At 73.0% G+C, this 22591-nt stretch carries 25 protein-coding genes; 6 read left to right on the forward strand and 19 right to left on the reverse strand.

Annotated features, from left to right (window positions below):
* The first annotated feature begins 17 nt into the window (after positions 1-17).
* Positions 18-479, forward strand: coding sequence for a nuclear transport factor 2 family protein (locus tag ACGFYQ_RS37675; RefSeq protein WP_393751142.1), 462 nt, complete (start codon positions 18-20; stop codon positions 477-479).
* A 13-nt stretch (positions 480-492) separates the two neighbouring features.
* On the opposite strand, the gene ACGFYQ_RS37680 is transcribed toward ACGFYQ_RS37675, so the two are convergent.
* From ACGFYQ_RS37680 to ACGFYQ_RS37730, 11 genes are all read right to left on the reverse strand, one after another.
* Positions 493-1752 carry a beta-ketoacyl-[acyl-carrier-protein] synthase family protein gene (locus ACGFYQ_RS37680; RefSeq protein ID WP_393751144.1) on the reverse strand — a complete coding sequence of 420 codons (1260 nt, stop codon included), beginning with the start codon at positions 1750-1752 and terminating at the stop codon, positions 493-495.
* On the reverse strand, positions 1749-2528 hold the full coding sequence (locus ACGFYQ_RS37685) for a thioesterase II family protein (RefSeq protein ID WP_393751146.1): 780 nt from the start codon (positions 2526-2528) through the stop codon (positions 1749-1751). The genes ACGFYQ_RS37680 and ACGFYQ_RS37685 overlap by 4 nt, the downstream gene beginning before the upstream one ends.
* A gap of 26 nt (positions 2529-2554) precedes the next feature.
* The gene (locus ACGFYQ_RS37690; protein WP_393751148.1) at positions 2555-3376 is read right to left on the reverse strand and encodes a BTAD domain-containing putative transcriptional regulator; all 822 of its coding nucleotides are present in this window, start codon (positions 3374-3376) and stop codon (positions 2555-2557) included.
* Between the two features lie 271 nt (positions 3377-3647).
* Positions 3648-4415, reverse strand: coding sequence for a 4'-phosphopantetheinyl transferase family protein (locus ACGFYQ_RS37695; RefSeq protein ID WP_393751150.1), 768 nt, complete (start codon positions 4413-4415; stop codon positions 3648-3650).
* Complete coding sequence (locus ACGFYQ_RS37700; RefSeq protein ID WP_393751152.1) at positions 4412-6109, reverse strand: polyketide synthase; 1698 nt, start codon at positions 6107-6109, stop codon at positions 4412-4414. The genes ACGFYQ_RS37695 and ACGFYQ_RS37700 overlap by 4 nt, the downstream gene beginning before the upstream one ends.
* A 16-nt stretch (positions 6110-6125) precedes the next feature.
* On the reverse strand, positions 6126-6818 hold the full coding sequence (locus tag ACGFYQ_RS37705) for a phosphopantetheine-binding protein (RefSeq protein WP_393751154.1): 693 nt from the start codon (positions 6816-6818) through the stop codon (positions 6126-6128).
* Between the two features lie 32 nt (positions 6819-6850).
* Positions 6851-7510, reverse strand: a complete 660-nt coding sequence (locus ACGFYQ_RS37710) for a ScbR family autoregulator-binding transcription factor (RefSeq protein WP_393751156.1) — start codon at positions 7508-7510, stop codon at positions 6851-6853.
* A 67-nt stretch (positions 7511-7577) separates the two neighbouring features.
* Entirely contained in the window at positions 7578-8444 is an 867-nt protein-coding gene (locus tag ACGFYQ_RS37715; RefSeq protein ID WP_393751158.1) for a BTAD domain-containing putative transcriptional regulator, read from the reverse strand.
* A gap of 295 nt (positions 8445-8739) precedes the next feature.
* Positions 8740-9411, reverse strand: coding sequence for a ScbR family autoregulator-binding transcription factor (locus tag ACGFYQ_RS37720; RefSeq protein ID WP_393751160.1), 672 nt, complete (start codon positions 9409-9411; stop codon positions 8740-8742).
* Between the two features lie 109 nt (positions 9412-9520).
* A complete protein-coding gene (locus ACGFYQ_RS37725; protein ID WP_393751162.1) occupies positions 9521-10192 on the reverse strand; it encodes a ScbR family autoregulator-binding transcription factor in 672 nt (223 codons plus the stop codon).
* 102 nt (positions 10193-10294) lie between these two features.
* Entirely contained in the window at positions 10295-11557 is a 1263-nt protein-coding gene (locus tag ACGFYQ_RS37730) for a cytochrome P450 (RefSeq protein ID WP_393751164.1), read from the reverse strand.
* A 459-nt stretch (positions 11558-12016) separates the two neighbouring features.
* Between ACGFYQ_RS37730 and ACGFYQ_RS37735 the strand changes: the two genes are divergently transcribed.
* Entirely contained in the window at positions 12017-13021 is a 1005-nt protein-coding gene (locus ACGFYQ_RS37735; RefSeq protein ID WP_393751166.1) for a ScbA/BarX family gamma-butyrolactone biosynthesis protein, read from the forward strand.
* A gap of 48 nt (positions 13022-13069) precedes the next feature.
* Here the strand turns inward: ACGFYQ_RS37735 and ACGFYQ_RS37740 are convergent, their stop codons facing one another.
* Entirely contained in the window at positions 13070-14005 is a 936-nt protein-coding gene (locus tag ACGFYQ_RS37740) for an NAD-dependent epimerase/dehydratase family protein (protein ID WP_393751169.1), read from the reverse strand.
* Between the two features lie 90 nt (positions 14006-14095).
* Here ACGFYQ_RS37740 and ACGFYQ_RS37745 point away from each other — a divergent pair, with 90 nt between their 5' ends.
* On the forward strand, positions 14096-14863 hold the full coding sequence (locus tag ACGFYQ_RS37745) for an SDR family NAD(P)-dependent oxidoreductase (RefSeq protein WP_393751171.1): 768 nt from the start codon (positions 14096-14098) through the stop codon (positions 14861-14863).
* Positions 14864-14882: 19 nt separating this feature from the next.
* Here ACGFYQ_RS37745 and ACGFYQ_RS37750 read toward each other — a convergent pair whose 3' ends face one another.
* Complete coding sequence (locus tag ACGFYQ_RS37750) at positions 14883-15722, reverse strand: alpha/beta fold hydrolase (RefSeq protein ID WP_393751173.1); 840 nt, start codon at positions 15720-15722, stop codon at positions 14883-14885.
* A 168-nt stretch (positions 15723-15890) separates the two neighbouring features.
* Here ACGFYQ_RS37750 and ACGFYQ_RS37755 point away from each other — a divergent pair, with 168 nt between their 5' ends.
* Entirely contained in the window at positions 15891-16304 is a 414-nt protein-coding gene (locus ACGFYQ_RS37755) for a MarR family transcriptional regulator (RefSeq protein WP_393751223.1), read from the forward strand.
* On the opposite strand, the gene ACGFYQ_RS37760 is transcribed toward ACGFYQ_RS37755, so the two are convergent.
* Together ACGFYQ_RS37760 and ACGFYQ_RS37765 are read right to left on the reverse strand one after the other, a co-directional pair.
* A complete protein-coding gene (locus tag ACGFYQ_RS37760; RefSeq protein WP_393751175.1) occupies positions 16252-17241 on the reverse strand; it encodes a thioesterase II family protein in 990 nt (329 codons plus the stop codon). The two genes, ACGFYQ_RS37755 and ACGFYQ_RS37760, sit on opposite strands and share 53 nt — an antisense overlap.
* Positions 17238-18590, reverse strand: coding sequence for an AMP-binding protein (locus tag ACGFYQ_RS37765; protein WP_393751177.1), 1353 nt, complete (start codon positions 18588-18590; stop codon positions 17238-17240). The genes ACGFYQ_RS37760 and ACGFYQ_RS37765 overlap by 4 nt, the downstream gene beginning before the upstream one ends.
* A gap of 182 nt (positions 18591-18772) precedes the next feature.
* Here ACGFYQ_RS37765 and ACGFYQ_RS37770 point away from each other — a divergent pair, with 182 nt between their 5' ends.
* Positions 18773-19270 (forward strand): DUF1772 domain-containing protein, encoded by a 498-nt coding sequence (locus ACGFYQ_RS37770; protein WP_393751179.1) that lies wholly within the window; start codon positions 18773-18775, stop codon positions 19268-19270.
* Here ACGFYQ_RS37770 and ACGFYQ_RS37775 read toward each other — a convergent pair.
* A complete protein-coding gene (locus tag ACGFYQ_RS37775) occupies positions 19258-19800 on the reverse strand; it encodes an anthrone oxygenase family protein (protein WP_393751181.1) in 543 nt (180 codons plus the stop codon). The two genes, ACGFYQ_RS37770 and ACGFYQ_RS37775, sit on opposite strands and share 13 nt — an antisense overlap.
* An 84-nt stretch (positions 19801-19884) precedes the next feature.
* Here ACGFYQ_RS37775 and ACGFYQ_RS37780 point away from each other — a divergent pair, with 84 nt between their 5' ends.
* On the forward strand, positions 19885-20382 hold the full coding sequence (locus tag ACGFYQ_RS37780) for a GNAT family N-acetyltransferase (protein WP_393751183.1): 498 nt from the start codon (positions 19885-19887) through the stop codon (positions 20380-20382).
* On the opposite strand, the gene ACGFYQ_RS37785 is transcribed toward ACGFYQ_RS37780, so the two are convergent.
* The 3 genes from ACGFYQ_RS37785 to ACGFYQ_RS37795 all read right to left on the reverse strand — a co-directional run bounded on the left by ACGFYQ_RS37785 (position 20375) and on the right by ACGFYQ_RS37795 (position 22582).
* Entirely contained in the window at positions 20375-21367 is a 993-nt protein-coding gene (locus ACGFYQ_RS37785; RefSeq protein WP_393751185.1) for an AraC family transcriptional regulator, read from the reverse strand. The two genes, ACGFYQ_RS37780 and ACGFYQ_RS37785, sit on opposite strands and share 8 nt — an antisense overlap.
* Before the next feature lie 32 nt (positions 21368-21399).
* Entirely contained in the window at positions 21400-22242 is an 843-nt protein-coding gene (locus ACGFYQ_RS37790; protein WP_393751187.1) for an NAD(P)H-binding protein, read from the reverse strand.
* Between the two features lie 127 nt (positions 22243-22369).
* Positions 22370-22582, reverse strand: a complete 213-nt coding sequence (locus ACGFYQ_RS37795) for a DUF4287 domain-containing protein (RefSeq protein WP_393751189.1) — start codon at positions 22580-22582, stop codon at positions 22370-22372.
* Positions 22583-22591 lie beyond the last annotated feature (9 nt).

Raw genomic sequence — 22591 nt, forward strand, 5'->3', positions numbered from 1 at the left:
TGCAGAGGCTGTACACCATGACCACATCCACCGGAGCGACGGACCGGTCCACCCGCGAACAGCCCGAGTTCGGTGTGCTGTACGCCGAGATCCAGCAGTTCTACGCGCACCAGATGCAGCTCTTCGACTCGTTCCTGGCCGAGCCGTGGGCCGGTACGTTCACCGAGGAGGCCGTCTTCGACGTGCCGACGCTGCCGCGCCCGGTGCGCGGCCGGGCCGGGCTGGCGGCGTGCGTGCGGCACAACGAGGAGGCGGCGCGGCGGACCGGTGAGCGGCTGCGGCACTGGCTCGGCATGCTCGACGTACAGCCGCGGCCCGACGGCACGGTGCACACCCGCGCCTACGCGCTGGTGTACCTGACCCCGCCCGACGGGGAGCCCAGGGTGCACCGGGTGTGCGTCATGGAGGACACGCTGGTGCGCTGCCGCGGCCACTGGCGCACCGCCCACCGCGTGGTCTCCCGCGACGACCTCGCCTGAGAAGGACGGGCCGTCAGAGGCGGGTCACGACCAGCGCGCTGTGCGTGCCGCCGAAGCCGCTGCCCACCGTGAGCGCGGTCCGGACGGGCTGCTCGCGCGCGGTGAGCGGCGTGTAGTCGAGGTCGCAGGCCGGGTCGGGCTCGTGCAGGTTCGCGGTCGGCGGGACCACGCCGTGCTCGACGGCCAGCAGGCAGGCGGCCACGGCGAGGGCTCCGAGCGCCCCCAGCGAATAGCCGATCATGGAGGCGACGGCGCTGACCGGCACGTGGTGCGCGTGCGCGCCCAGGGCCCGCTTGAGGGCCACGGTCTCGTGGACGTCGCCGCTGCGGGTGCCCGAGCCGTGCGCGGCCACGTGGCCGACCGCCCCGGGGTCCAGGCGCGCCTCGTCCAGCGCGGCGCGGACGGCCTCGGCGAGATCGGCTCCGTCGGCGCGCAGCCCGGTCATGTGGTAGGCGCTGCTGCGCGAGCCGAACCCGGCGATCTCGGCGTACACATGGGCTCCGCGGCGCCGCGCGTGGTCGAGCTCCTCCACCACGAGCAGGGCCGCGCCCTCGCCCAGGACGAACCCGTCTCGGGTGCGGTCGAAGGGCCGGGCGGCGCCCGCCGGATCCTCGTTGCGCTGGTACGAGGCGATGCGGACGGCGTCGAAGGAGGCCAGGGTCATCGGCGAGAGCGGGGCCTCGCTCGCCCCGGTGACCATCACGTCGGCGCTGCCCTCGCGGATCAGGTCGACCGCGTGCCCGATCGCGTCCAGGCCGGAGGTGCAGCCGCTGGACATCAGGGACACCGGGCCCTGGGCGCCGACGGTACGGGCCACCTCGGCGGCCATGGAGGAGGGCACGAAGTAGTCGTACAGCCGCTCCGCGACCCGTACGGGCTGCGCCGCGCAGTTGCCGCCGCGGCTCGCGGCGGCGGCGAACTCGCGGTCCAGGGAGCTCGCGCAGCCGAGCGCGCTGCCCAGGGTGACCCCGCAGCGCGGCGGGTCCGGTACACCGGCCGGCCCGCCCAGCCCGCTGTCGGCCAGTGCCTCCCGCGCGCCCGCCACCGCGAACTGGGCGCCGCGGTCGAGCCGCAGGGCCTCGGCCAGGCTGAGCCCGCAGGCCAGCTCGTCGAACTCGGCCTCGGCGGCGACCCGGGAGCGGAACCCGGAGGCGTCGAAGCGGGTCAGGGCGCGGGTGGCTGTCCGCCCGGAGGTGAGCATGTCCCAGTAGCCCCGCACACCGACCCCGCCCGGCGCGACCACGCCCAGGCCGGTGACGACGGCCCGCCTCACCGGCCCGGCGCCACGGCCGGCGCGGGCGTCGCCGCCCGCTCCACGACACGCGCGGCCCGCCCGATCAGCCGGGGCAGGGCCTTGTCGCGTACGAAGAAGTGCCCGCCCGGGACGGTGCGGTGGACGAACGGGCCGGTGGTCCAGCGCGCCCAGCCCGTCAGCGCCTGCGGGGTGCCCAGGGTGTCCTCGCGCCCCGCGACGGCCAGCACCGGCACCGGGAGCGGGCCCTCGGCCGCGGGTTCCCGGGCGGCGGCGCGCAGCGCTCCGGCGAGCCTGAGGTCGTCGCGCAGGACGGGGAAGACGGAGCGGTGCCACAGGTCGCCGGGGGCGGTTCCGGCCGGCACCGCGTCGAGCGTGTCCAGGACCTGGAGCAGTTCGGCGTCGGGCAGGTCCGCGCAGGTCGCGAGCGCGGCGGGCGCGTCGGGCGGCGGCAGGGCCCCGATCGCGAGCAGGGCGGGCAGCGGCAGCCCGCGCGCGTGCAGGTGCCGGGCGAGGGTGTAGGCGACCATGCCGCCGAGGCTGTGCCCGTAGAGCACGTACGGCTCCCCCGCCCGTACGGACGATTCCACCAGCGGGGCCAGGTCCGCCAGGAGGGCGTCCCGGTCGGTCACCCGTGCCTCGCCGCGCCGCCCGTCCCGCCCGGGCAGCAGCCACGGCTTCGTCTCCACTCCCGGCCCGACCAGCCTCGGCCAGCGGTGGAAGGCCGAGACCCCGGCCCCCGCGTGCGCGAAGCACAGCACCCGTACGCCCATCCCCTTGCCCTTCTGCGTCGACATCCGGTCCGTCGTGTTCCTGTCGTGCCCTATGCCGCGTACAGGTTGAAGGTCGAGCTTCGGCGCGGGCCCGCTGCCACGTCCAGAGCCGGGTCGACGGCGAGCATCGCATGGTGCAGCCGCTGCAGCTGGGGCGAGGGCTCGACCCCGAGCTCCTCGATCAGCCGGGCCCGGAGCCTGCGGTAGATGTCGAGGGCGGTGGCCTGGCGGCCCGAGCGGTAGAACGCCACCATCGCCTGCGAGTGCAGCCCCTCGTGCTGCGTGTGGCGGGCGATCAGCTGCTTGAGTTCGGCCAGGAGTTCGGTGTGCCGGCCCAGCCGCAGGTCCACGTCGATGCGCCGCTCGGTGGTCACGAGGCGGCTCTCCTCCAGACGCATGACCTCGATCTCCAGGATCGGTCCGACCCGTACGTCGACCAGGGCCTGCCCCTGCCACAGGCCGAGGGCCCGGCGCAGCAGCATGGCCGCGTTCTCGTCGTCCCCCTGGTCGAAGGCGCTCTGACCGCTCGCGACCAGCTGCTCGTATTCGTGGACGTCGACGGACTCCGGCGGCATTTGCAGAAGGTAGCCCCCGTGCCGGGTGGCCAGCAGCTCCTTGGCATTTCCCGGGGCCCCCGGCCCCATGGCCGTGCCGAGCCGCCGGCGAAGTTGAAGTATGTACGTCTGGAGCGTGGTCAGCGCGCTGTGCGGAAGCTGTGTCCCCCATATTTCTTCCATAAGCGTCGGTACGGGCATGACCCGGCCCGGGTAGAGCGCGAGCAGCGCCAGGATCTGGCGCGGCTTCCTGGCAGTCGGAACAATCGAGCCCCCGTTGACCTCGGCACTCAACGGACCCAGAACCTGAATCCTCATGGTCTCCTCCGTCACTATCGTCGAGTTCCCATCGATTTCCAGCCTTCGACTCGTGCACGGTAGCGGGACCCAGGGAATAGCCGCCAAAACCTTGAGCGGCCATCGAGCGGCCTTCCAATCCATTTGATCCCGGGCCTGCTTCGACCTGACGGAATCCTTAATTCAGAAGGCTTGCCCCGCATTCCGGTTATCACCTCTGATTCGACCGGCACTTGATATTTCCTGGAATTGTCCGGGGAAGTCGAGTCCCGGCTGAGAGGCGGGGGGTGTTTCAGGTCAGGGCGAGGACGCGGGGCGTGGAGCGCCCCCAGGGGAATCCGGTGCGCAGGAGCGCCGCGGGCGGACCCGCCGCGGCCGGCGGACCGGTCTCGACCGCGACCGCGGCGACCGTCTCCGCCGCCGGCTCGAACTCCAGGAAGCGCCAGCGGTGCGGCCGGCCGTCCCCGGCCACGGTGAGGGCCGGCGGGCCGCATTCGTCCGCCCGCGTGAAGGTGTACGCCTCCTCGGCCGGCCCGGGTCCGAGGCCGCGCGCTTTCGCGTACGCCTGCTTGAGCGTCCACAGCCGCAGCGCGCGGCGGGTGCGCGAACGCCCGGCGGGTGCGCGGGCGATCCAGTCCCGCTCCGTCGGCGCGAAGCACTCGACGATGCTCTCCAGGGCGGCCGCGCCACGGCCCGTGTGCTCGACGTCCACGCCGATGCGGTGGCCGCGGGCCACCCCGACGAGGGTGTGGGCCTGGGTGCGGGACAGGCTGAAGTCCAGCGCGCCGCCGCCGCGCGGCAGTCCTTCCGCCGGGGGTCGCAGGAACGGCCGGCCGTGCGCCGAGCGCCGCAGGTCGGCCTCCGCCTCGGGGATCCCGGTCTCCAGGGCCAGTACCCGGCGCAGGAGCGTGTGCGCCACGAGGTACCGGCGCCGGTCCCGTTCGAAGAGGAAGCGGGTGGCGGTCTCCTGCTCGTGGACGTCGAGCCAGTGCGCGGCGAGGGTGGCGGCGAGTCCCGGGGCGAGGTCCGCCTCGGGACAGAACCAGAGGCTGACGCTCACCGCGCCGGCAGCCACAGGGCGGTGCGCAGCAGCGCGGACGGCGGCAGGGGGACCGAGACGGCCCCCGCGCCGGGTGCGGCCTCCAGCGCGGCCCAGTCCACGTCCACCCCGGACAGCCACAGGTCGCGCAGCTGCCCCAGCCTGCCGCCCTGCCACAGGGCGGCCAGGTAGCCGGCGGTCTCGGCGGCCTCGCCGAGGCGCATCGGGTCCCGGTGGCCGCCGCGCAGGTCCGCGCAGGCCGGCTCCTCCAGCACCCGTACCAGTTCCTCCACGCCGTGCACGACGACGGCGAACCGGCAGTCCATGGCCGCGCGACCGGCCCGCAGCCCGCGCGCCACCGCGCCGAGGCCCGGCACCTCGTACCCGGCCCGCAGCCACTCTGCCAACCGCTGCGCGGTGGCCTTCACATGGCGTGGTGTCGGACCCGACAGCACCACCAGCTCCGCGCGTCCGGCCGCGCGCAGGGTGCCGTCGTACCGCGACGCCGTCGGCGGGTACTCCTCCAGGACCACCTGGGCGTCGACTCCGCCCGCACCGCGCAGGCCCGCGACGGCGCGGCGGGGCTGCGACGGATCGGGATGCGTCCAGGGTTCGGCGATGGCGCGGCCCGGGGCGGGGACCAGGACGCCGTGGCGGAGCTGGAGGACGGCGCGCAGGAGCAGCGCCAGTCCGGTGGCCGGTCCGCAGCTGCCCACCGAGGGCTGCGCGCAGGCCGCCGTCTCGCGCAGGCCGAGGCCCTCCTCGGCGACCGCGGCCCGCTCCAGGGCCGCCCCGAGCACCCCGGACTCCGCGTGCGCGGCGGCGCTGCCGCGCACGACGGCGTGGACGGTGTCACCGTCCGCGAGGGCCCGCTCCAGCGGCTTCAGCAGCAGCGCCCCCACCCCTTCGCCGGCCCCGGGCCGCAGGCTCCACCGGTGCAGCAGCAGGTGGACGCCGCCGACCAGGGCGGCCGCGCACTCGCCGCGCTCCAGGGCCGCGAGCGCGAGGTGCAGCGCCGTCGGCACGGAGGCCTCGGCGGTGTCCACGCACTGGCTGGGCCCCGTCAGACCGAGCACCCGGGACACGCTGTTGGCCATGTCCCAGTGCCCGCCGCCCGGTTCCACGCCCGCCTCGGCGGCGAGCAGCGGCCAGTCGCCCGCTCCCGCGCCGACGAACACCCCCACACCGCGCGGGGTGCCGTCGGGGGCGCGCAGCGCGTCGAGCCGGGTGCCGCTGCATCCGGCGTCCTCGAACGCCTCCCAGGCCGTCTCCAGCAGCAGGCGTGCGCGCGGGTCGGTCAGTGCGGCCTCCCGCGGGTCGAGCCCGAAGAACTCCGCGTCGAAGTCCGCGACCCGCTCAAGGTAGTGGCCGGGCTCCGTACCGGGCCGGCCGGGCGGCGGCGCGGCGGCAGCGCCGCGGCCGGTGCACAGCAGCCGCCAGTACGCCGCGAGGTCCGGGGCCTGCGCAAAGCGCCCGGCCATCCCGACGACGGCCACCGGGGCCTGCGCCGCGGCCGGGTCCCGGCCACGGGCGGCCGGTCCGGACGGCGCCGTGGGCACGTCGAGCACGTCGAGCACGACGGGCGCGTCCGGCACGACCGGCACGCCGCCCACAAGGGCGGGGCCGGCGGCCACGGCGGGCGTCAGCAGAGCCACCGCCTGCCTGCGGTCCAGGGTCCCGTCCTTGAAACGGGTCAGGATCTCCCGCTCGTCCATCCCGGCTCGTCTCCCGTCAGACCCGCGCTCGGCGCGGCAGCAGCACGAGCGCTTCGGCCACGCTGAGCCGCCCGTCGCGCAGGGCGTCCAGCAGCAGTTCGAGCTCCCGTACGGCCGGGGGCGCGGCCCGTGCCCCGCTGCGCCGGGCGACGTGGGCCGCGAGCGCGTCCAGGTTCGGGTACTCGTGCAGGACGACGGCCCGTTCGTCCAGGCCGAAGATGCGGTTGACGACCGCGACGAACTCCGCCCCGAGGAGCGAGTCCACGCCGAGCGTCGCGAAGGGGGCGGCCGTGTCGAGGCCCCAGCCGTCGCAGCACAGGATCGCGGTGAGCTGTTCGCGCAGCACCTCGACGATCTCCGCGGCCGGGGCGGGGGCGGGGGCGGGAACGGCCGCGTCGTGCGCCTGCCCCGTGCCCGGGGTCCAGGCGGTCCCGGCGGTCCCGGCGGTCCCGGCAGTGCCAATCGCCGCGGCCGCCCGGGCGACCTCCCGGGCGAAGGCCGCCGGGGTGGGGTGGTCGTAGAGGTCGGCGGCGGGCACCCTGATCCCGTACCGGGCACTGACCACCGCCACGAACTCCGTGGTCAGCAGCGAGTCGAGCCCGAGGAACTGGAAGGTCTGCTCGGGGTCGATCCGCTCCGGTTCGATCCGCAGCACGTCGCCGAGCACCCCGATGAGGTCGGACAACACGTCGGTGCGATCGTTCGTCATCGGTGGCTCCTCCAAGCCGGCGGTGGCGCGGGTCAGACGGCGCTGGCCGAGAACTCGCGCGGGTACGCGGTGTCGGGCGCCGCCGTACGGAACTCCTTGGCCCTGCCCTCGGGGACGAGGGCCGGCAGCAGCATCGACCACAGCGCGGCCACCCTGCGCCGGAGTTCCGCGGAGGGCATCCCGGTGCCCGCCATGACCTCGATCCCGCACGCGGCCGAGGCGACGAGCGACTCGACGCCCTCCCAGGAGCACCCGTCGCGCAGTTCGCCCGCGTCCCGGGCCTGGCGCAGCAGACCGCAGACCGCCGCGACCCAGACGCGGTGGAAATCGGTGACGGGCGGCTGTGTGCCCGTGCACTCCTTGGTGATCCGGAAGCTGGCGGGGACCGCCGGTTCCTCGTGCAGGGCGCGGGCCAGCCAGTGCGTCGTGTCGACCAGCGCCTGCAAGGGGGAGAGCCCGGATTCGCGCAGCGTGCGCACGCACGCGTGGAGCAGGGCGCAGCCGCATTGCTGGACGGCCTCGGCGAGTTCGTCCTTGGAGGCGAAGTGGAAGTACAGCGCCCCCTTGGTCACCCCGGCCGACGCGGCGATCCCGCTGAGCGTCGCGTTCGCGTAGCCGTTGCGGTTGAACAAGTCGGCCCCTGCGTGGACGAGCTTGCGGCGGGTCCGCTCCGACCTCTCCTGCACCGCCATGCCTCCTCGGCCCGTTGCCCGGCCCCGCGGCCGGCGCGTGGTCTGGGTCGTCGTGAGAGCGCCCATGTCAGCCCACGCGCACGAGACGCTCGCCGTTGGCCTCCGGCGCCTCCAGCGGGCTCTCGGGGCCTGCCATCAGGATGGAGCGCTGCAGCCGGCGCAGTGCGGCCGACGGCTCCAGGCCCAGTTCCCGCACGAGCGTCGCGCGCAGCCGCTGGTAGACGTCGAGGGCCTCGCTGCGGCGGCCCGAGCGGTGCAGCGCGAGCATGAACTGGCCGTGCAGGTTCTCGTGCGTGCGGTACCGGCTGGCGAGCACGGTCAGTTCGGCGAGCAGCTCACGGTGCCGGCCGAGCCGCAGGTCTGCCTCGATGCGCTGGTCGAGCGCGCACAGCCGGGTCTCCTCCAGCCGCCTGGTCTCCATGTCCAGCTGGATGCCGCCGTGCACGTCGGCGAAGGCGGGGCCGGACCACAGCGACAGGGCGTCGCGCAGCTGCCGGGCCGCGCCCGGGAAGTCGCCCGCGTCCATCGCCCGGTAGCCCATGCCGGACAGCCGCTCGAACTCGCGGACGTCGCTGACGCCGCCGCCGCTGTCGAGCAGGTAGCCGCCGGGCAGCGTGACCAGCACGTCCTTGGCGGTGCGCCGGCCGCGTCCGGCGCGGGGGTCGCCGTCCTCGGAGCCGGTGTCGCCGCGGGGGCCCTGCTCCAGGGCGTTCGCGATCAGGGCGCGCAGCTGCAGCACGTAGGTCTGGAGCGTGGTGCGCGCGCTGCGCGGCGGTGCGCCGGCCCACAGTTCCTCGATGAGGGCGGATACGGGGACCACCTGGTCCGCGTGAAGGGCCAGCAGCGCCAGCACCTGGCGTGGCTTGGGGGCGGTGGGTGTGATGGATATTCCGTTCTCACGCACCGCCAGTGCGCCCAGTACATCGATGTCCACGCCGTACTCCCCTGCCTGGTCGGTGGGTTGAGGGATCGACTCTCGCCGCAGTCAGTAAAAAACAGGACCGACGGTTTGTCAATATCAAACCGGTCGCGCTGTTTTGTGGTTCGAGAGGGCGGGTCACCATCGACGGAAAGTAGGTCTGACCTGCGGATTCATTGGCGATCCGGGCGCTCTGCGGGCAGCCCAAGCGTTCCAGGCGCACCTCGCACCCGCCTCAAGAGCGCGCAGACTTCCCAAAAAAGAGACCATACGGTCCGCTTGTTGGTCGGGTCGGTCGGGGGTCAGTCGGTCAGTCGGTCAGCCGCTGAACCGGCCGGTCGGCCGCCTGCGGCCCGGGCGCGGGTTCCGCGCCGGATCCCGCGGCCACGAGCCCCGCGAGCACGTGCTGCGCGGCGAGCCGCGGCAGCAGCAGCGCCCAGAAGCGGGTGAGCGACCCGTGCGACACCCAGTCGGGCTCGCCGGCGCCGAGCACCTCGAAGCCCACGGTCGCCGCCACGACGGCCAGCGCCCCGTCCTCGGCCGACACCCCGTCGGCCAGCTGGTCCTCCCGCTCCGCGGCGCGGAACACGTCCTGCACCCACCCCTGCCAGATCCGCCGCAGATCGCAGCCGGCGTCGCGGCGCCAGTCCGTGCACAGACCGAACCCGGCCCGCACGACGACGTCGTGCGCCAGCAGCGCCGCCAGTCCGTGCGCCCCGTCGATGAGCAGTTGCAGGGCGCCGCCGGAACGGCCCGGCACGGCCGCGGTGATCCGCCGTACGGCTTCCACCGCGCGGCCCTGGACGGCCTCGGCCAGCTCCGTCTTGCTGCCGAAGTGGAAGTGCAGCCCTCCCGCGCTGACCCCCGCCTTCCTGCTGATGGTCCCGATGGAGGCGGTGACGAAGCCCTCCTCCGCGAAGATCTCGGCGGCGGCGCGGATCAGGGCTTCACGCGTGCGGGCGGCACGTTCCTGCTTGACCATGAGTTCTCCACAAACCGCTGACGCGGTTTGCCCAGGGGATGACACCGTTCGCAGTCATGATCGGCGAGAGCGCTGAAGGACCACTCGAAGACCACTCACGCGAGCCGCGTCAGGGCAGGGCGGGCTCCCGCGGCTCCGCGGACTCCAGCGCCTCGATCTCCGCCACGACCCGGGCGCCGCGGTCCGCGCCCATGTCGAGGCGGGCCAGCACGGCGGGCGTCGCAATGCTGGGGTAGAGGTGCTGGTAGACGCCCGAGATCCGGTACTCGATGTCCTCGCGGTCGGTGAGGGTCTGCGAGTAGATCTGGGCGCCCGTCCAGCAGGCCGAGATGATCCAGGCCGTCTCCGCGGGGTCCACGTGCGGCAGCAGTTCACCCTGCGCCTTGGCCTGGGCCAGCCGTTCCTCGGTGAACTCGATCCATCCGGGCACCGATCCGCCGCCGAAGATCTCGCGCATGTCCGGCCCCAGCGAGAGCCGCGCACCGGCGCTGAGCATGGGCTGGTACTTCATCCGGTGCGCGAGGACCAGGGCGACATCGACCAGTTCCTGCAGCTTGCTCTCCCGGGGCGGCACGCCGCCCTCGGCGAACTGCTCGTCCAGTACGCCCTGGGCCAGCTCCTGCTTCGACGCGAAGTGGAAGTACAGCGCGCCCTTGGTGACGCCGGCCCGGGAGAGGATGTCCGCGATCGTCGCGGCCTCGTATCCACGCTCGTCGAAGACCGCCGCGGCCGCTTCCAAGATCGCGCGACGCGTACGTACCGCACGCTCCTGCCGTGCCACAGTGCCTCCGAATGTCCGTGCGTCCCTGCGGATGGTCCCTTACAGGATCCGTCTCCACCTATAAAAACCAACCAGAAGGTCCTTACTTTATCAAGCACAAAGTCACGAGTGCGGGACTCCGTCTTCCTGTACGGTGTCCGGCCCGAGCCTCACGGGCAGCTCCCGAAGCCCGTTCGAGATGAACGACTCCACACGGCCCAGCCCTTGCGGCGGGACGGCGAGGGACATCTCGGGGAAGCGTCCGAAGAGGCCGGCCACGGCGACCGCGGCCTCCAGCCGGGACAGCGTCGCGCCCATGCAGTAGTGGGGCCCGAAGCCGAACGCCATGTGGTCGCTCCGGGTGGCCCGGGTGATGTCGAACTCGTCCGCGTCGACGCCGTGGACCTCGGGGTCACGCCCGGCCGAGGCCAGGGAGACGATGATCGGGTCGCCCTTGGGGATCACCGTTCCCTCGACGTCGATGTCCTCGACGGCGTACCGCAGGATGGCGTTGGCGGCGGGCGGCTGCCTGCGCAGCGTCTCCTCGACCGCGTCCTCCCACGAGGCCAGTCCCGACCGGATCAGTTCCCGTTGGGACGGGTGGGCCAGCAGTTCGTGCACCGCGCTGGAGATCAGGTTCACCGAGGTCTCGTAGCCGGCGGTGAAGAGCAGGATCAGGTTGTCGACGAGCTCCTTCTCCGTCAGCTGGGCGCCACCCTCGTCGTCCCGGGCGGCGATCAGGCCGCTGGTCAGGTCTTCCGCGGGGTGGGCGCGCTTGTGGGAGACGAGGTCGCCCATGGTCTCGTAGAGGTCGACCCCGTTGCGGTGCGCGTCCTCGGCCGATATCGCGGTGTCGAAGAAGCCATTGATGATCTTGTACAGCCTGGCCCGGGCCCACTCGGGGATGCCGAAGAGCTCGAACATGATGCGCGTGGGAACCTCGTGCGCGAAGTGCGCCCGCAGGTCTACCGGTTCGTCCGCGGGCCGCCGGGCGAGTTCCTCCAGGACTTCGGCGACGACCTCGCCGATCCGCGGGCGCATCACGGCGACCCGGCGCGAGGTGAACGCCTTCAGCACCAGCCGGCGCAGGCGGGTGTGCTCGGGACCGTGCGCGGTGATCATGTTCTGCACCGACACCCAGATCGCCAGCGGCCATTCGGGGCCGACCTCGCCGCTGATCCAGGCGGGCCAGTGCCGGTAGGCGTCCTTCGAGACGCGCGGATCGGCGAGCAGCTTCCTGAGCGCGTGGTGGCCGGCCACGGCCCACCCCTGCACCCCGCCCGGAAGTGTCACCCTGACGGCCGGTCCCAACTCCCGCAGCCGTGCGGCTTCGCCGTGGACGTCGTGACCTGAGGGGTCGATGGCGATGGGACATTGACGAAGCATTGCGGTGCCTCCTGCGGTCGGCGGTCCGAGAGTCGAGTGGCCTCGACCCGCATTTTCAAAACCGCCTGCCCGGTTCGTATACACCCGGTGGCGGGCCCAAGTCTGGCACCTTCACAACGTCACCGCCAAGCGGGCTCCCGGCGGGCCGCGAGGCCGAGAAGAGGCGGACCCGTGTCGGCCGACGGCCATATCCACCCCTTGCGACACGCCCGCCATCCGAACGGAATACCAACTCCCACTTGGGACGGAGCCAGCGATCCCCCTGCACCGTGATCCGACCGTGACTTCCCTGGTGGGGGCTGGATCGGGCTGATTCGCACACCCCTGATCCACCCCTAACCAGAGGGACGTGTGCGACACATGAACCCCAATACCACCTTGCAAACAAAACCGGAGAGTACGTATCTTGCGGTTGGGAGTGCTCATCCCATCCGTCACCCCGGCTCTGTGGAGAGGTCCATGACCCTGCTGACGTTCCAGAAGAACGCCCCCGCGCTGGCCGACCAGGCTTCCGGAGCACCATGGACGCGCTGTAACGAACTTCCCCAACTGACCACCACCGTCCCGAGGGAGTACGTGCACCGCACGTCACTCGCGGAGGTCTTCCTGACCGGCTGCACGAAGATCGGCGACAACGTTTTCTCGCTCACCGGCCAGTGGCCCCGCGCCCATACGTTCTTCACCAGCGCCGACGGCACCAGCCACGACCCGGTCCAGGCCGGGGAAACGATCCGGCAGGTCGGCCTCTTCCTCTGCCACGCGGAGTACGGGGTCCCGCTGGGGCACAACGTGCTGCTGTGGACCCTCGGCTTCGAGTCCGACCTCTCCCAGCTGCGCATCGGCTCCAGCCCCACCGACCTCGAACTCATCGCGACCTGCACGGACTTCGCCTGGAAGGGCAACCGGTTCTCCGGCTTCCTGCGCGTGACCATCCGCCGCAACGGCGTGGTCGCGGCCTCGGGGACGGCGCTCTTCACCTGTGTTCCCCCGGCGGTGTACCGCCGGGTCCGCGGCGAGCGCGGCCCCGGCGCGTTACTCGAGCCGCTGGCCCGCGAGATCCCGGTCCCCGCGGCGACCGCGGGACGCCTGCTGCCGTTCGACGTCGTGCTCGCCCCGTCGGACCGGCCGGACCGCTGGCTGCTGAGCCCCGACCTGGGCCACCCGATCCTCTTCGAGCACGCCAATGACCACCACCCGGGCATGGTCCTGGTCGAGGCCGCCCGCCAGGCCGCCTACAGCCTGCTGCCCGACGACGCCTTCACCCCGTCGGGCATCGAGACCGCGTTCCACAGCTACGCCGAGCTCGACGCCCCCTGCTGGATCGACGCCCGGGAGATACCCGCCGCCGACGGTTCGGGGCTCCGCAGGGTGGAGGTGACCGGCCATCAGGACGGCCGCAGGATATTCGAGGCGACCGTCACGGGCACCGTCGGCGCGGAGCACGGCGGCCGGCGCGGGGCGTGACCGGCAGCAGACCCTGCCGTCGGGCACTGCTGAACCGCTGCGAGGGGATCAGCGGCTCAGCAGTGCCCGGTACCAGGGTGCGTGGCGCGCGAACGCGTCGGCGAAGACCGGCCCGGCGCCGGCCGGGACGAGGGACCACAGGCGCGTGCTGTCGTACCAGTGATCCACGGCCAGCAGCGAGATGCGGCGGCGGGTGACAGGATCGTCGGCCGCGCCGAGCAGTTCCAGCGCCTGAGCGATGGTGAGGTCGCCCCGCGGCGCCTCCAGCCCCAGCTCCCTGGTCACGGTCGTGACCAGCTCGCGTGCGGACACCGCTTCGGGATGGCTCGCGTGCAGCACCTGCCCGCCGACGGGACCGGCGGGCAGCCGGACGAGCGCCGCCAGCGCCCCGGCCAGGGCGTCCACGGACACCAGGGAGATCCGCGCTCGGCCGCCGTCCAGCCAGTACGGCAGCTTGTCCAGCAGCTGGACCAGGGCCGGGATCATCCAGGTGTCGCCGTCACCGTAGATCAAATGCGGACGCAACACGGTCCCACCCGCGGCCAGTACGAGGCGCTCCCCTTCCAGCCGGGTGACGCTGGTCGGTGACGTCGGTGCCTCGGTGAGCACGCCCTCGGCCTCGCCCCGGTGGGCGACGTCCTTGTACACGGCGGCGGTGCCGAGCTGCACGACACGCCCCACACCCGCCCGCCGGGCCTCGGCCAGCAGCGCCCGGGTGCCCTCGGCGTTGACCTCGCGGCACTCCTCCTCGCTGCCACCGATCCGCGCCGCCAGATGCATCACGGTCGTGACGCCGTCACAGATCCCGCGCAGGGACGCGGGGTCGGTGAGGCTTCCCACGGCCACCTCCGCATCGGCGCAGTCGGCAGGCGCCGCCGTCCGGTGGGTCAGCAGCCGCAGCGACGCGGGGAACGTACCCCGCCGGGTCTCGGCGAGCAGCCGCTTCACGACATGGGAGCCGACGAAGCCAGTGGCTCCGGTCACGAGTATCCGTTCAGTGCTCAACTACAGCCTCTCACCTGAGCCTTGCCAATTATGATCATGAAAAATCGTGTGCTGCTACTGTCGTACACCATGACTGCTGGTAGAGGCCTCCTTGAGGGAAAGTCGACTCTGATCACGGGCGCCAGCGCGGGAATCGGCTCTGCCGCCGCCCGGGTCTTCTGCCGTGAGGGGGCCGCCGTCACACTGGTCGCCCGCCGGGAACGGCAGTTGGCCGAGCTCACCGCGGAACTCGTGGCCGCGGGACACCGGGCCCAGTACGTCGTCGCCGACGTGACGGACCCCGCGGCCATGGCCGAAGCCGTCTCCGCCGCCGTCGAGACGTACGGAGCCCTCGACGCCGCCTTCAACAACGCGGGCGTGGGCGCGGAGCCCAAGCCCATGCACCTGCTGGACGAGAACGTCTACGACTCCGTCATGGACACCAACGTGCGCGGCGTGTGGAACTGCATGCGCGCCCAGGTGAAGGCGATGATCGGCCGCGGCGGTGCCATCGTCAACAACAGCAGCACCGGCGGGCTGGTCGCCACCCCCGTGTCCTCGGTCTACATCGCCTCGAAGCACGCGGTGATCGGCCTGACCAAGGCCGCCGCGGCCGAGTACGCCGCCCACGGCATCCGGGTCAACGCCATCGCACCCGGCTCGACCCGCAGCGAAATGGTCGACGACTGGCTCGGCCGGCAACCCGCGATGGAAAAGGTGCTCCTCGACTCGGCGCTCCTCCCCCGAATCGCCGACCCCCACGAGATCGCGGAGGCCGCCGCCTGGCTGTGCAGCGACCGCGCCTCGTTCGTCGTCGGCACCACCCTGACGGTCGACGGCGGCTGGACCACCCGCTAGAGCCTGGCACCCGCCCGCCTCACGCCGTGGCGAGCACGGCCCGCAGGGTGGCCGCGTAGGCCCTCGGGTGGGTGGTGTTGCCGTTGTGCCCGCCCGGGAACGTGCGTATCCCGGTGCCCAGCAGGTCCGCCAGAGCGGTGGCGCACTGGTGGTCGAAGACGGTCGGCGCAGTGGTCGCGCCCAGCGCCGGCAGGATCCGGGTCGTGGTGCGGGTGAGCTCGGCCGGGTCGAGGATGTCGTGGATCAGCGCCGAGAAGTCGTGCTCGATGAAGTAGCGGAAGTTCGCGCGCCGCCGGTCATCCATGGGCTGGGCGGTGAGGCCGGGCTCCGCGTCCCGCCGGGTGAGGTCTATGCCGAGCACCCGCGCCATCTCCGGGAAGGTCGCATCGAGGCCGCCCGTCCGGTAGGTGTCCTGGAGGGCGGCGAGCTCCGCCTCGTGGCGGACGCGGGCGGCCTCGGGCAGCAGCCTCGGGGCGACCGGCTCGTGGGCGACCAGGGTGGCGACCTGCTCCGGGTGCCGGGCCGCCAAGTGGAGGCCTATGACCGCGCCCAGACTGCAGCCGAGCATCAGGACGGGCTCGTCGGTGACGGCGGCCAGCAGGTGGTGCGCGTCCTCGGCGTGCTCGGCGATCGTCGTGGTCCGCCCGTGGTCGTCCGCCCGGCTGCGCGAGAGCCCGCGCCGGTCGTAGGTCAGGACGGTGTACGCGTCGGTGAGGTGCGGGACCAGGTCCACGGTGCGGTCCGCGTCGCCCTCGCCACTCTGGGAGATGAGCAACAGCGGGCCGGAGCCCTGGAGTTGGTAGTGCAGCGTCGCCCCGGGAACCGGGAGGGCGGCAGCGGTGATCACGGCGGCGGACATGGCGACTCCTTCGTACGGTCGGCGCGGCCCCTTCGTCCGCTGCTCTGCGACCAGCCTAACCCATCGAAACAGATACATCAATAGAGATGCATCTCCAGCGATGCATCTGCGCTGATGTACCTTGGCGGGGTGGATGGCATCGAACTGTTCCTGCTCGGCCGCGCCCTCATGAAACTCGGGGAAGAGGCCCTGCCCGAACCCCCGGGCGGCTCCGGCCAGTACGCCGGCAGCACCCGCGCCGTGGTGATCGTGGCAGGGGACATCGCCGCGCACCCGGAGACCACCGTGGGCGAGACCGCCCTGCGCACGGGCCTGCCGCAGAGTCAGGTCTCGGGCGCCGTCGCCCGCCTGCGCGAGGCCGGGTCCGTCGAGACGGCGCCCGACCCCGCCGACCGCCGCCGTACGCTGGTCCGCCAGGCCCCCGGGGTCTCCGCGCGCGTGGCCGCCGTACGGGCCGCCGGGTCCTCCAAGGTGGAGGAGGCCCTCGCACGCGTCCTCGGCGAGGCGGAGGCGGAGCGACTGCCCGAGGTCACCGAGGCGCTGGAGGTACTGGCCCGCCACCTGGTACGCGACGGGCGCTGACGGCAGCCGTCGGATCCGACCCGCTGACGGTAGCCGTCGGATCGGCGTCGCTGACGGTAGCGACAGGACCGGCGCCGCTGACGGTGGCCATCGGCCCGCCGCCGCTGAGGCTGACCTTCGGGACAGCCGCCCCGAAGGACACCAGGTCCTCCGCGACGGCCCGGACCACGGCCTCCTGCTGGTCGGTCAGGTAGAAGTGCCCGCCGGGAAAACCGCGGAAGGTGAACGCCCCGTCGGTCAGGTCCCGCCAGGCCATGGCTTCGGACGGGCTCACCCGCGGGTCCGACTCTCCGGTCAGCACGCTCACCGGCACGCGCAGCGCCGGCCCGGACTCGTAGCGGTAGGTCTCGACGGCCCGGTAGTCCCCGCGCAGCGCCGGCAGGATCAGTTCCCGGAACCCCTCGTCGGCGAGCAGCCGCGGGTCGGTGCCGGCCAGCGCGCCGACCCGGGCGAGCAGCGCCTCGTCGCCCCGCGCATGGTGGCTGTCCTCCTCGCGGTGGATCAGCGGGGAGCACCGCCCGGACAGGATCAGCCCCCGCAGCCCGCCCTCGACCGGCCCGCCCCCGGCAGGGCCCTCACCGGCTTCCCGGTCCGCCTCCAACCGGCGCGCCAGCTCGAAGGCGAGGACCGCCCCCATGCTGTGCCCGAAGAGCACCAACGGCCGGTCGCCCCACGGCCGCAGCGCCCCCCGCACACCCTCGACCAGCGCGTCGACCGTGTCCGCCGCGGGTTCCCCGAGCCGGTCCTGACGGCCCGGGTACTGCACCGTCAGCACCTCGGCGTACGCGGCGAGGGCCTGGGAGTACGGGAAGTAGAAGGAGGCGTTCCCACCCGCGTGCGGCAGCAGCACCAGCACCGGGGCGGGCCCCGCCGGCGCCGGGTGGAAGCGCCGTATCCAGGGGTCGGGCCGGACGTCCGCGGCGAGGCCGCGCGTCATCGTTCCTCCCCCGCCTCGTCCGCCAGCAGCAGCTTCTTCTGGGGCTTGCCCATGGCGTTGCGCGGCACGGCGGCGACGAAGCGGACCTCGCGCGGGCGCTTGTGCACCGACAGGTGCGCGGCGACGAAGTCGGTGAGCTCGGCGCCGGTGACCCCCTCGGCGACGACGAAGGCGACGATCCGCTGGCCGAGGTCCGCGTCCGGGACGCCGACCACCGCCGCCTCGCTCACCTTGGGGTGGTCCAGCAGCGCGTTCTCGATCTCGCCCGCGCCGATCCGGTAGCCGCCCGACTTGATCATGTCGATGGAGGCGCGGCCCACGATCCGGTGGACGCCGTCCGCCTCGTCGACGGCCGCGATGTCGCCCGTACGGAACCAGCCGTCCTCGGTGTACGCGGCGGCGGTGGCCTCCGGGCGGCCCAGGTACCCCGAGAACAACGTGGGGCCGGTGAGCTGGAGTTCCCCGATCTCGGCGCCCGGCTCGGCGGCGACGCGCGTACGGATGCCGGGCAGCGGCGTGCCGACCGTACCGGGGCGGACCTCGCCGCCCGCGCGGCCGCTGATCGTGATCAGGGTCTCCGTCATCCCGTACCGCTCGACGGGCCGGTGCCCGGTGAGCCGTTCCAGGTCCCGGAAGACGGGGGCGGGCAGCGCGGCGCTCCCGGACACCAGCAGCCGGGCCCCGGACAGCGCGGCGGCGGCCTCCGGCTCACGGGCGATCCGGGACCACACGGTCGGCACCCCGAAGTACAGGCTGCCGCCGGCCTCCGCGTAGGCCTCGGGCGTGGGCCGGCCGGTGTGCACGAGGCGGCTGCCGGTGCGCAGTGCGCCGAGTACGCCGAGCACGAGCCCGTGCACGTGGAACAGCGGCAGGCCGTGCACGAGGGTGTCCTCGGCGCTCCACTGCCAGGCCTCGGCCAGCGCGTCCAGGTCGGCGGCGATCGCCGCGCCGCTGAGCACCACGCCCTTGGGCGCGCCCGTGGTCCCGGACGTGTAGAGGATCAGTGCGGGGTCCTCGGGCGCCGCGGCCTTCCCCGGCCAGGTGGAGGAGCGCCGGGCGAAGTCCACCTCGACCGGGGCCGCGCCGGAGTCCCGCAGGATGTGCTCGCGCTCGGCGGGCCCCGCGTCGGGCGGCAGCGGTACGCAGGGCACCCCGGCGAGCAGCCCGCCGACCACGGCGGCCACGGTCTCCAGGGAGGCCGTCGCGGTCACCGCGAAGGCGGGCGCTCCGGCGACGTCGGCCGCGACCGCGCCGGCCGCGCCGAGCAGGTCCTCGTACGAAGTGGAACGGCCTGCGACGGTGACGGCGTCCGGCCGGTCCCCGTACACCCCGTCGAGCGCGGTCAGCATGGTTCGCCAGCTCCCCTTCCGGATGGCCCGAACGGCCCGGACGGCCCGGACAACCGGGACGACCCGACGCCCCGTACGGCCCTCACGCGCCCGGACGATCCGCACGCTCCTGCCAGCCTACGACCGTTCTCCGCCTATGATCGGCGGGACTTGACGGTTCGCCGACCTCGGGGGAGACCGACGTGGAAACGGCACGGTTCGTGTCCTTGCTCGCCGCGACCATCACCACTGGCCTGGTCAGCGGCCTCTTCTACGGGTTCTCCGTATCCGTGATGCCGGGCCTGCGGCGCACCGGCGACCGGACGGTCATCGAGGTGATGCAGCGCATCAACGTGGCCATCCTCAACGGCTGGTTCCTGCTGGGCTACCTCGGCGCCCTCGTCTTCACCGGGCTGGCGCTGGGGCTGTCCGTCCCTTCCGACGGCCGCGAGGCACTGCCCCAGCTGATCGGCGCGTTCGTCTGCTACGTCCTCGCGCTGGGGTTGACCGCCAGGGTGAACATCCCGCTGAACAACGCCCTGGAGAAGGCCGGTCCGCTCGACCGGATCCCCGACCCGGCCGCCGTCCGCAGTGCCTTCGAGCAGCCCTGGGTACGGGCCAACGTGTGGCGGACGGTGCTGTGCACGGTGGCATTCGGCCTGCTCGCCTGGGCGCTGGTCCTGCACGGTCAGGGCCGGTAGGAGGAAGCGGCGGTGGCGCGCCCGTAGCGGACCAGGGTGCCCGCGAGCGCGACGAGGGCCGCCGTGCAGAGCACGGTACGGACGATGTTCGTGGCGACCCAGATGGTCTTGAACTTCTCCACGATCGAGAAGTCCGTCATGTCCGCCACCGCGCCCGCGCCCGCGAGCTCGTCGTTGAGCGGGATGTTCACGGTGAAGGTGATCACGAGGGCGGCCAGGTACGCCGAGGCGGCCGCCGCCACCCACAGGGCGGTCCCGCGCCGGCCCGCCCGGTACTCGACGACCGCCGACGCGACGGCCGCCGCCAGAGCCAGCACGAAGACCGCGCCGAAGAGGGGGTTCCCGTCGATGGCGGCGTTGAAGTTCCGCATCGCGGTGACGTAGGTCCGCTCGTCGCCGGCCGCCAGTCCCGGCATCACCGAGAGGTCGAAGGCGAGGAACAGCCCGGCCATCAGGCCCACGAGGACCGTAGAAACGATGACCAGAGTGGTGGCGAGCCGGGTGCTCCCGGCGGTCGGGCTGGGGCTCATGCTGCTGCGTCCTTGTCTGAAGTCGGGAAACGGGACGGTCCGGACGGCCTTCGCGGGGCTCCGGACAGGACCTACGCTGACCACATGATCAGCTCATCTCTCCGCCTGGAACCCGTCACCGCCGAAAATTTCGACGCGGTCTGCGCGGTACAGGTCCGCCCCGACCAGGGACACCTGGTCTCCCCGGTGACGAAGTCCCTGGCCGAGGCATACGTCCACGGCGAAGTCGCCTGGCCCCGAGCCGTCGTCGACGGCGACGAGGTGGTCGGTTTCGTCATGGCCTTCCTCGACATCGTCTGGGACCCGGCGAAGGACCCGGCCGGCCGGCGCTCCGGCATCTGGCGTCTGAACATCTCCGCCGACCGGCAGGGCAAGGGCTACGGCCGCTTCGCGGTCGACGCGGTCGTCGAGGAGATCCGCCGCCGCGGCCTCGGCCCGGCGTACGTCTGCTGGCACACCGGCGAAGGCAGCCCCGAGCCCTTCTACCTGGGCCTGGGCTTCCGCCCCACCGGTGAGCTCAGCGGCGACGAGCCGGTCGGCGTGCTGCCCCTGGACGCTCCGGCCGGAACGGGCACTACGTGAGCACCACCGTGCGCGACGGTCCCGCGGGCATCGCCGCGGCCGGAGCGGCCGCCCCCGAGCGGAACTGCCGGGGGCTGACCCCGCGTACCCGTTTGAAGGCCGTGGACAGGGCGAAGGCGCTGCTGTAGCCGACGCGTCGGGCCACCGTCTCGACGGTGGCGTCCGGCTCGCGCAGCAGGTCGGCGGCCAGGGCGAGCCGCCAGCCCGTCAGATAGCCGACCGGCGGCTCGCCGACGACCTCCGTGAAGCGCCGGGCCAGCGAGGCCCGGGACACACCGACCTTGAGGGCCAGCTCCTCCACCGTCCAGCCGTACGCCGGGTTCTCGTGCAGCATCCGCAGCGCGGGGCCGACCACGGGATCGCCCTGCGCCCGGTGCCAGGCCGGGGCGCCCGAGCCCGGTGCCGCGAGCCAGGTGCGCAGTACGCCGATCAGCAGCAGGTCCAGCAGCCGGTCCAGGACGACCTCCTGGCCCGGCTCGTCCCGGGAGATCTCCGAGGCGAGCAGGGTGATGAGCGTGGTGTCCGCGCTCCCCGCCGGCCGGACCAGGATCGTGGGCAGCGCGCCCAGCAGCCGGCGGCCCAGCTCGCTCGGCGCCTGGTAGGTGCCGCTCAGCAACACCGCCGACCCGGCGTCCTGGGAGGCCGCGCCCCAGGTACGGACGCCCAGCGCCATGGAGTCGGTGACGTCCACGCCCCCCTCCGTGCTGCACCGCTGGTCCGGCCCCACCCTGATCTGCACCGGGGTGCCCGGGGAGTCGGCGACCGTGTACGGCTCGGGCCCCCGTACCACGGCCACGTCCCCGGGGCTGATCCGCACCCGCTCCCCCGCGTCGGGCAGCAGCCACGCCGAACCGTGCACCATCGTCACCACCGACAGCGGGGCGCGGTCCTCGATGCGCACCGCCCACGGCGGGTTGAGGACGGACTTGAGGAGGAAGGCGCTCCGGGCCTTGGGCCCTTCGAGGAGACCGGTCAGCGTGTCCATGCGTCCATCCTCCCCGTACCTTCCCTTCTCCGTCAGGACCGCGGGTCCCAGACACCGGTCGCCGCCGCCTCGCGGACGAAGTCGGCGAAGTCCCGGGGCGGACGGCCCAGTACCTCCTCGACCCCGTGCACCAGGTGCGCGTTGCGCCCGTCCAGGATCAGGGTGAACAGTTCGGCGAAGTCCTCCGGCAGGTCGTTCTCGCGCAGCACCGCGCGGTAGTCCGCGTCCGAGACCGGGACGTACGCGATCTCGCGCCCGGTCACCTTCGACAGCTCGGCGGCGACCTCGAAGAAGCTGAGCAGGCGCGGGCCGGACAACTCGTAGGTCCTGCCGATGTGCCGGTCGTCGGTCAGGGCGGCGACCACCACGTCGGCGACGTCGTCGGTGTCGACGAAGGCTTCGACGGCGTCCGCCGTGGGCAGGGCGATCTCGCCGGCCAGTACGGGCTCCAGGAAGAAGCTCTCGTCGAAGTTCTGGTTGAACCAGCTGGACCTGACGACGGTCCAGTCGGCGCCGGAGGCCTTCAGCTCCTCCTCGCTGCGCCGCGCCGCCTCCTCGCCGCGCCCGGACAGCAGCACCAGGCGGCGCGCGCCGGCGGCCACGGCCACCCGGGCGAAGGCGCCGACCTGCTCGGCGGCTCCGGGGAAGGCAAGGTCGGGGTAGTAGGTGACGTACACCCGGTCCACTCCCTCCAGCGCCGGGAGCCAGCTCGCGGGTTCGTTCCAGTCGAAGGCCGGCTCGCCGCTGCGGGATCCGACCCGGACCGGGCGGCCCTGTGCGCTCAGCTTCTCGGCGACGCGCCGGCCGGTCTTGCCGGTGCCCCCGATGACGAGGGTGGTCCGTGTGTGCGTGGGGTTCTTCGTCGTCTGCGTCATGGGTACAGTCAAGCCCCGCCACACGAGACGGAACATAGCCGAAAAGCTCACCTGCATACGCGTGCGTCTCAGCACGCGTCACGCCTCCCTCGGGCCCGACCCCGCCGCCGGGTGACCCGGCGGCGGCTCACCTGCCGTTGTCCTCGGCGAGGGTGTGCGCGACGAGGGCGTTGGCGTGGCCGTGCCCCAGGCCGTGCTCGGTCTTGAGCCAGGAGACGAGCTCCATGTGCTTGGTCAGGGGCGAGGACCGGATGAGGTCCTTCCACTCCGCGATCGGGCGGCCGTACTTCTTCTCGATCGAGGGGAAGTAACTGGCGGGGCCCTTCACCGGCTCGGTCATGTCGTGGTG

Source organism: Streptomyces sp. NPDC048258 (genome assembly GCF_043201995.1).
Classification (GTDB): Bacteria; Actinomycetota; Actinomycetes; order Streptomycetales; family Streptomycetaceae; genus Streptomyces.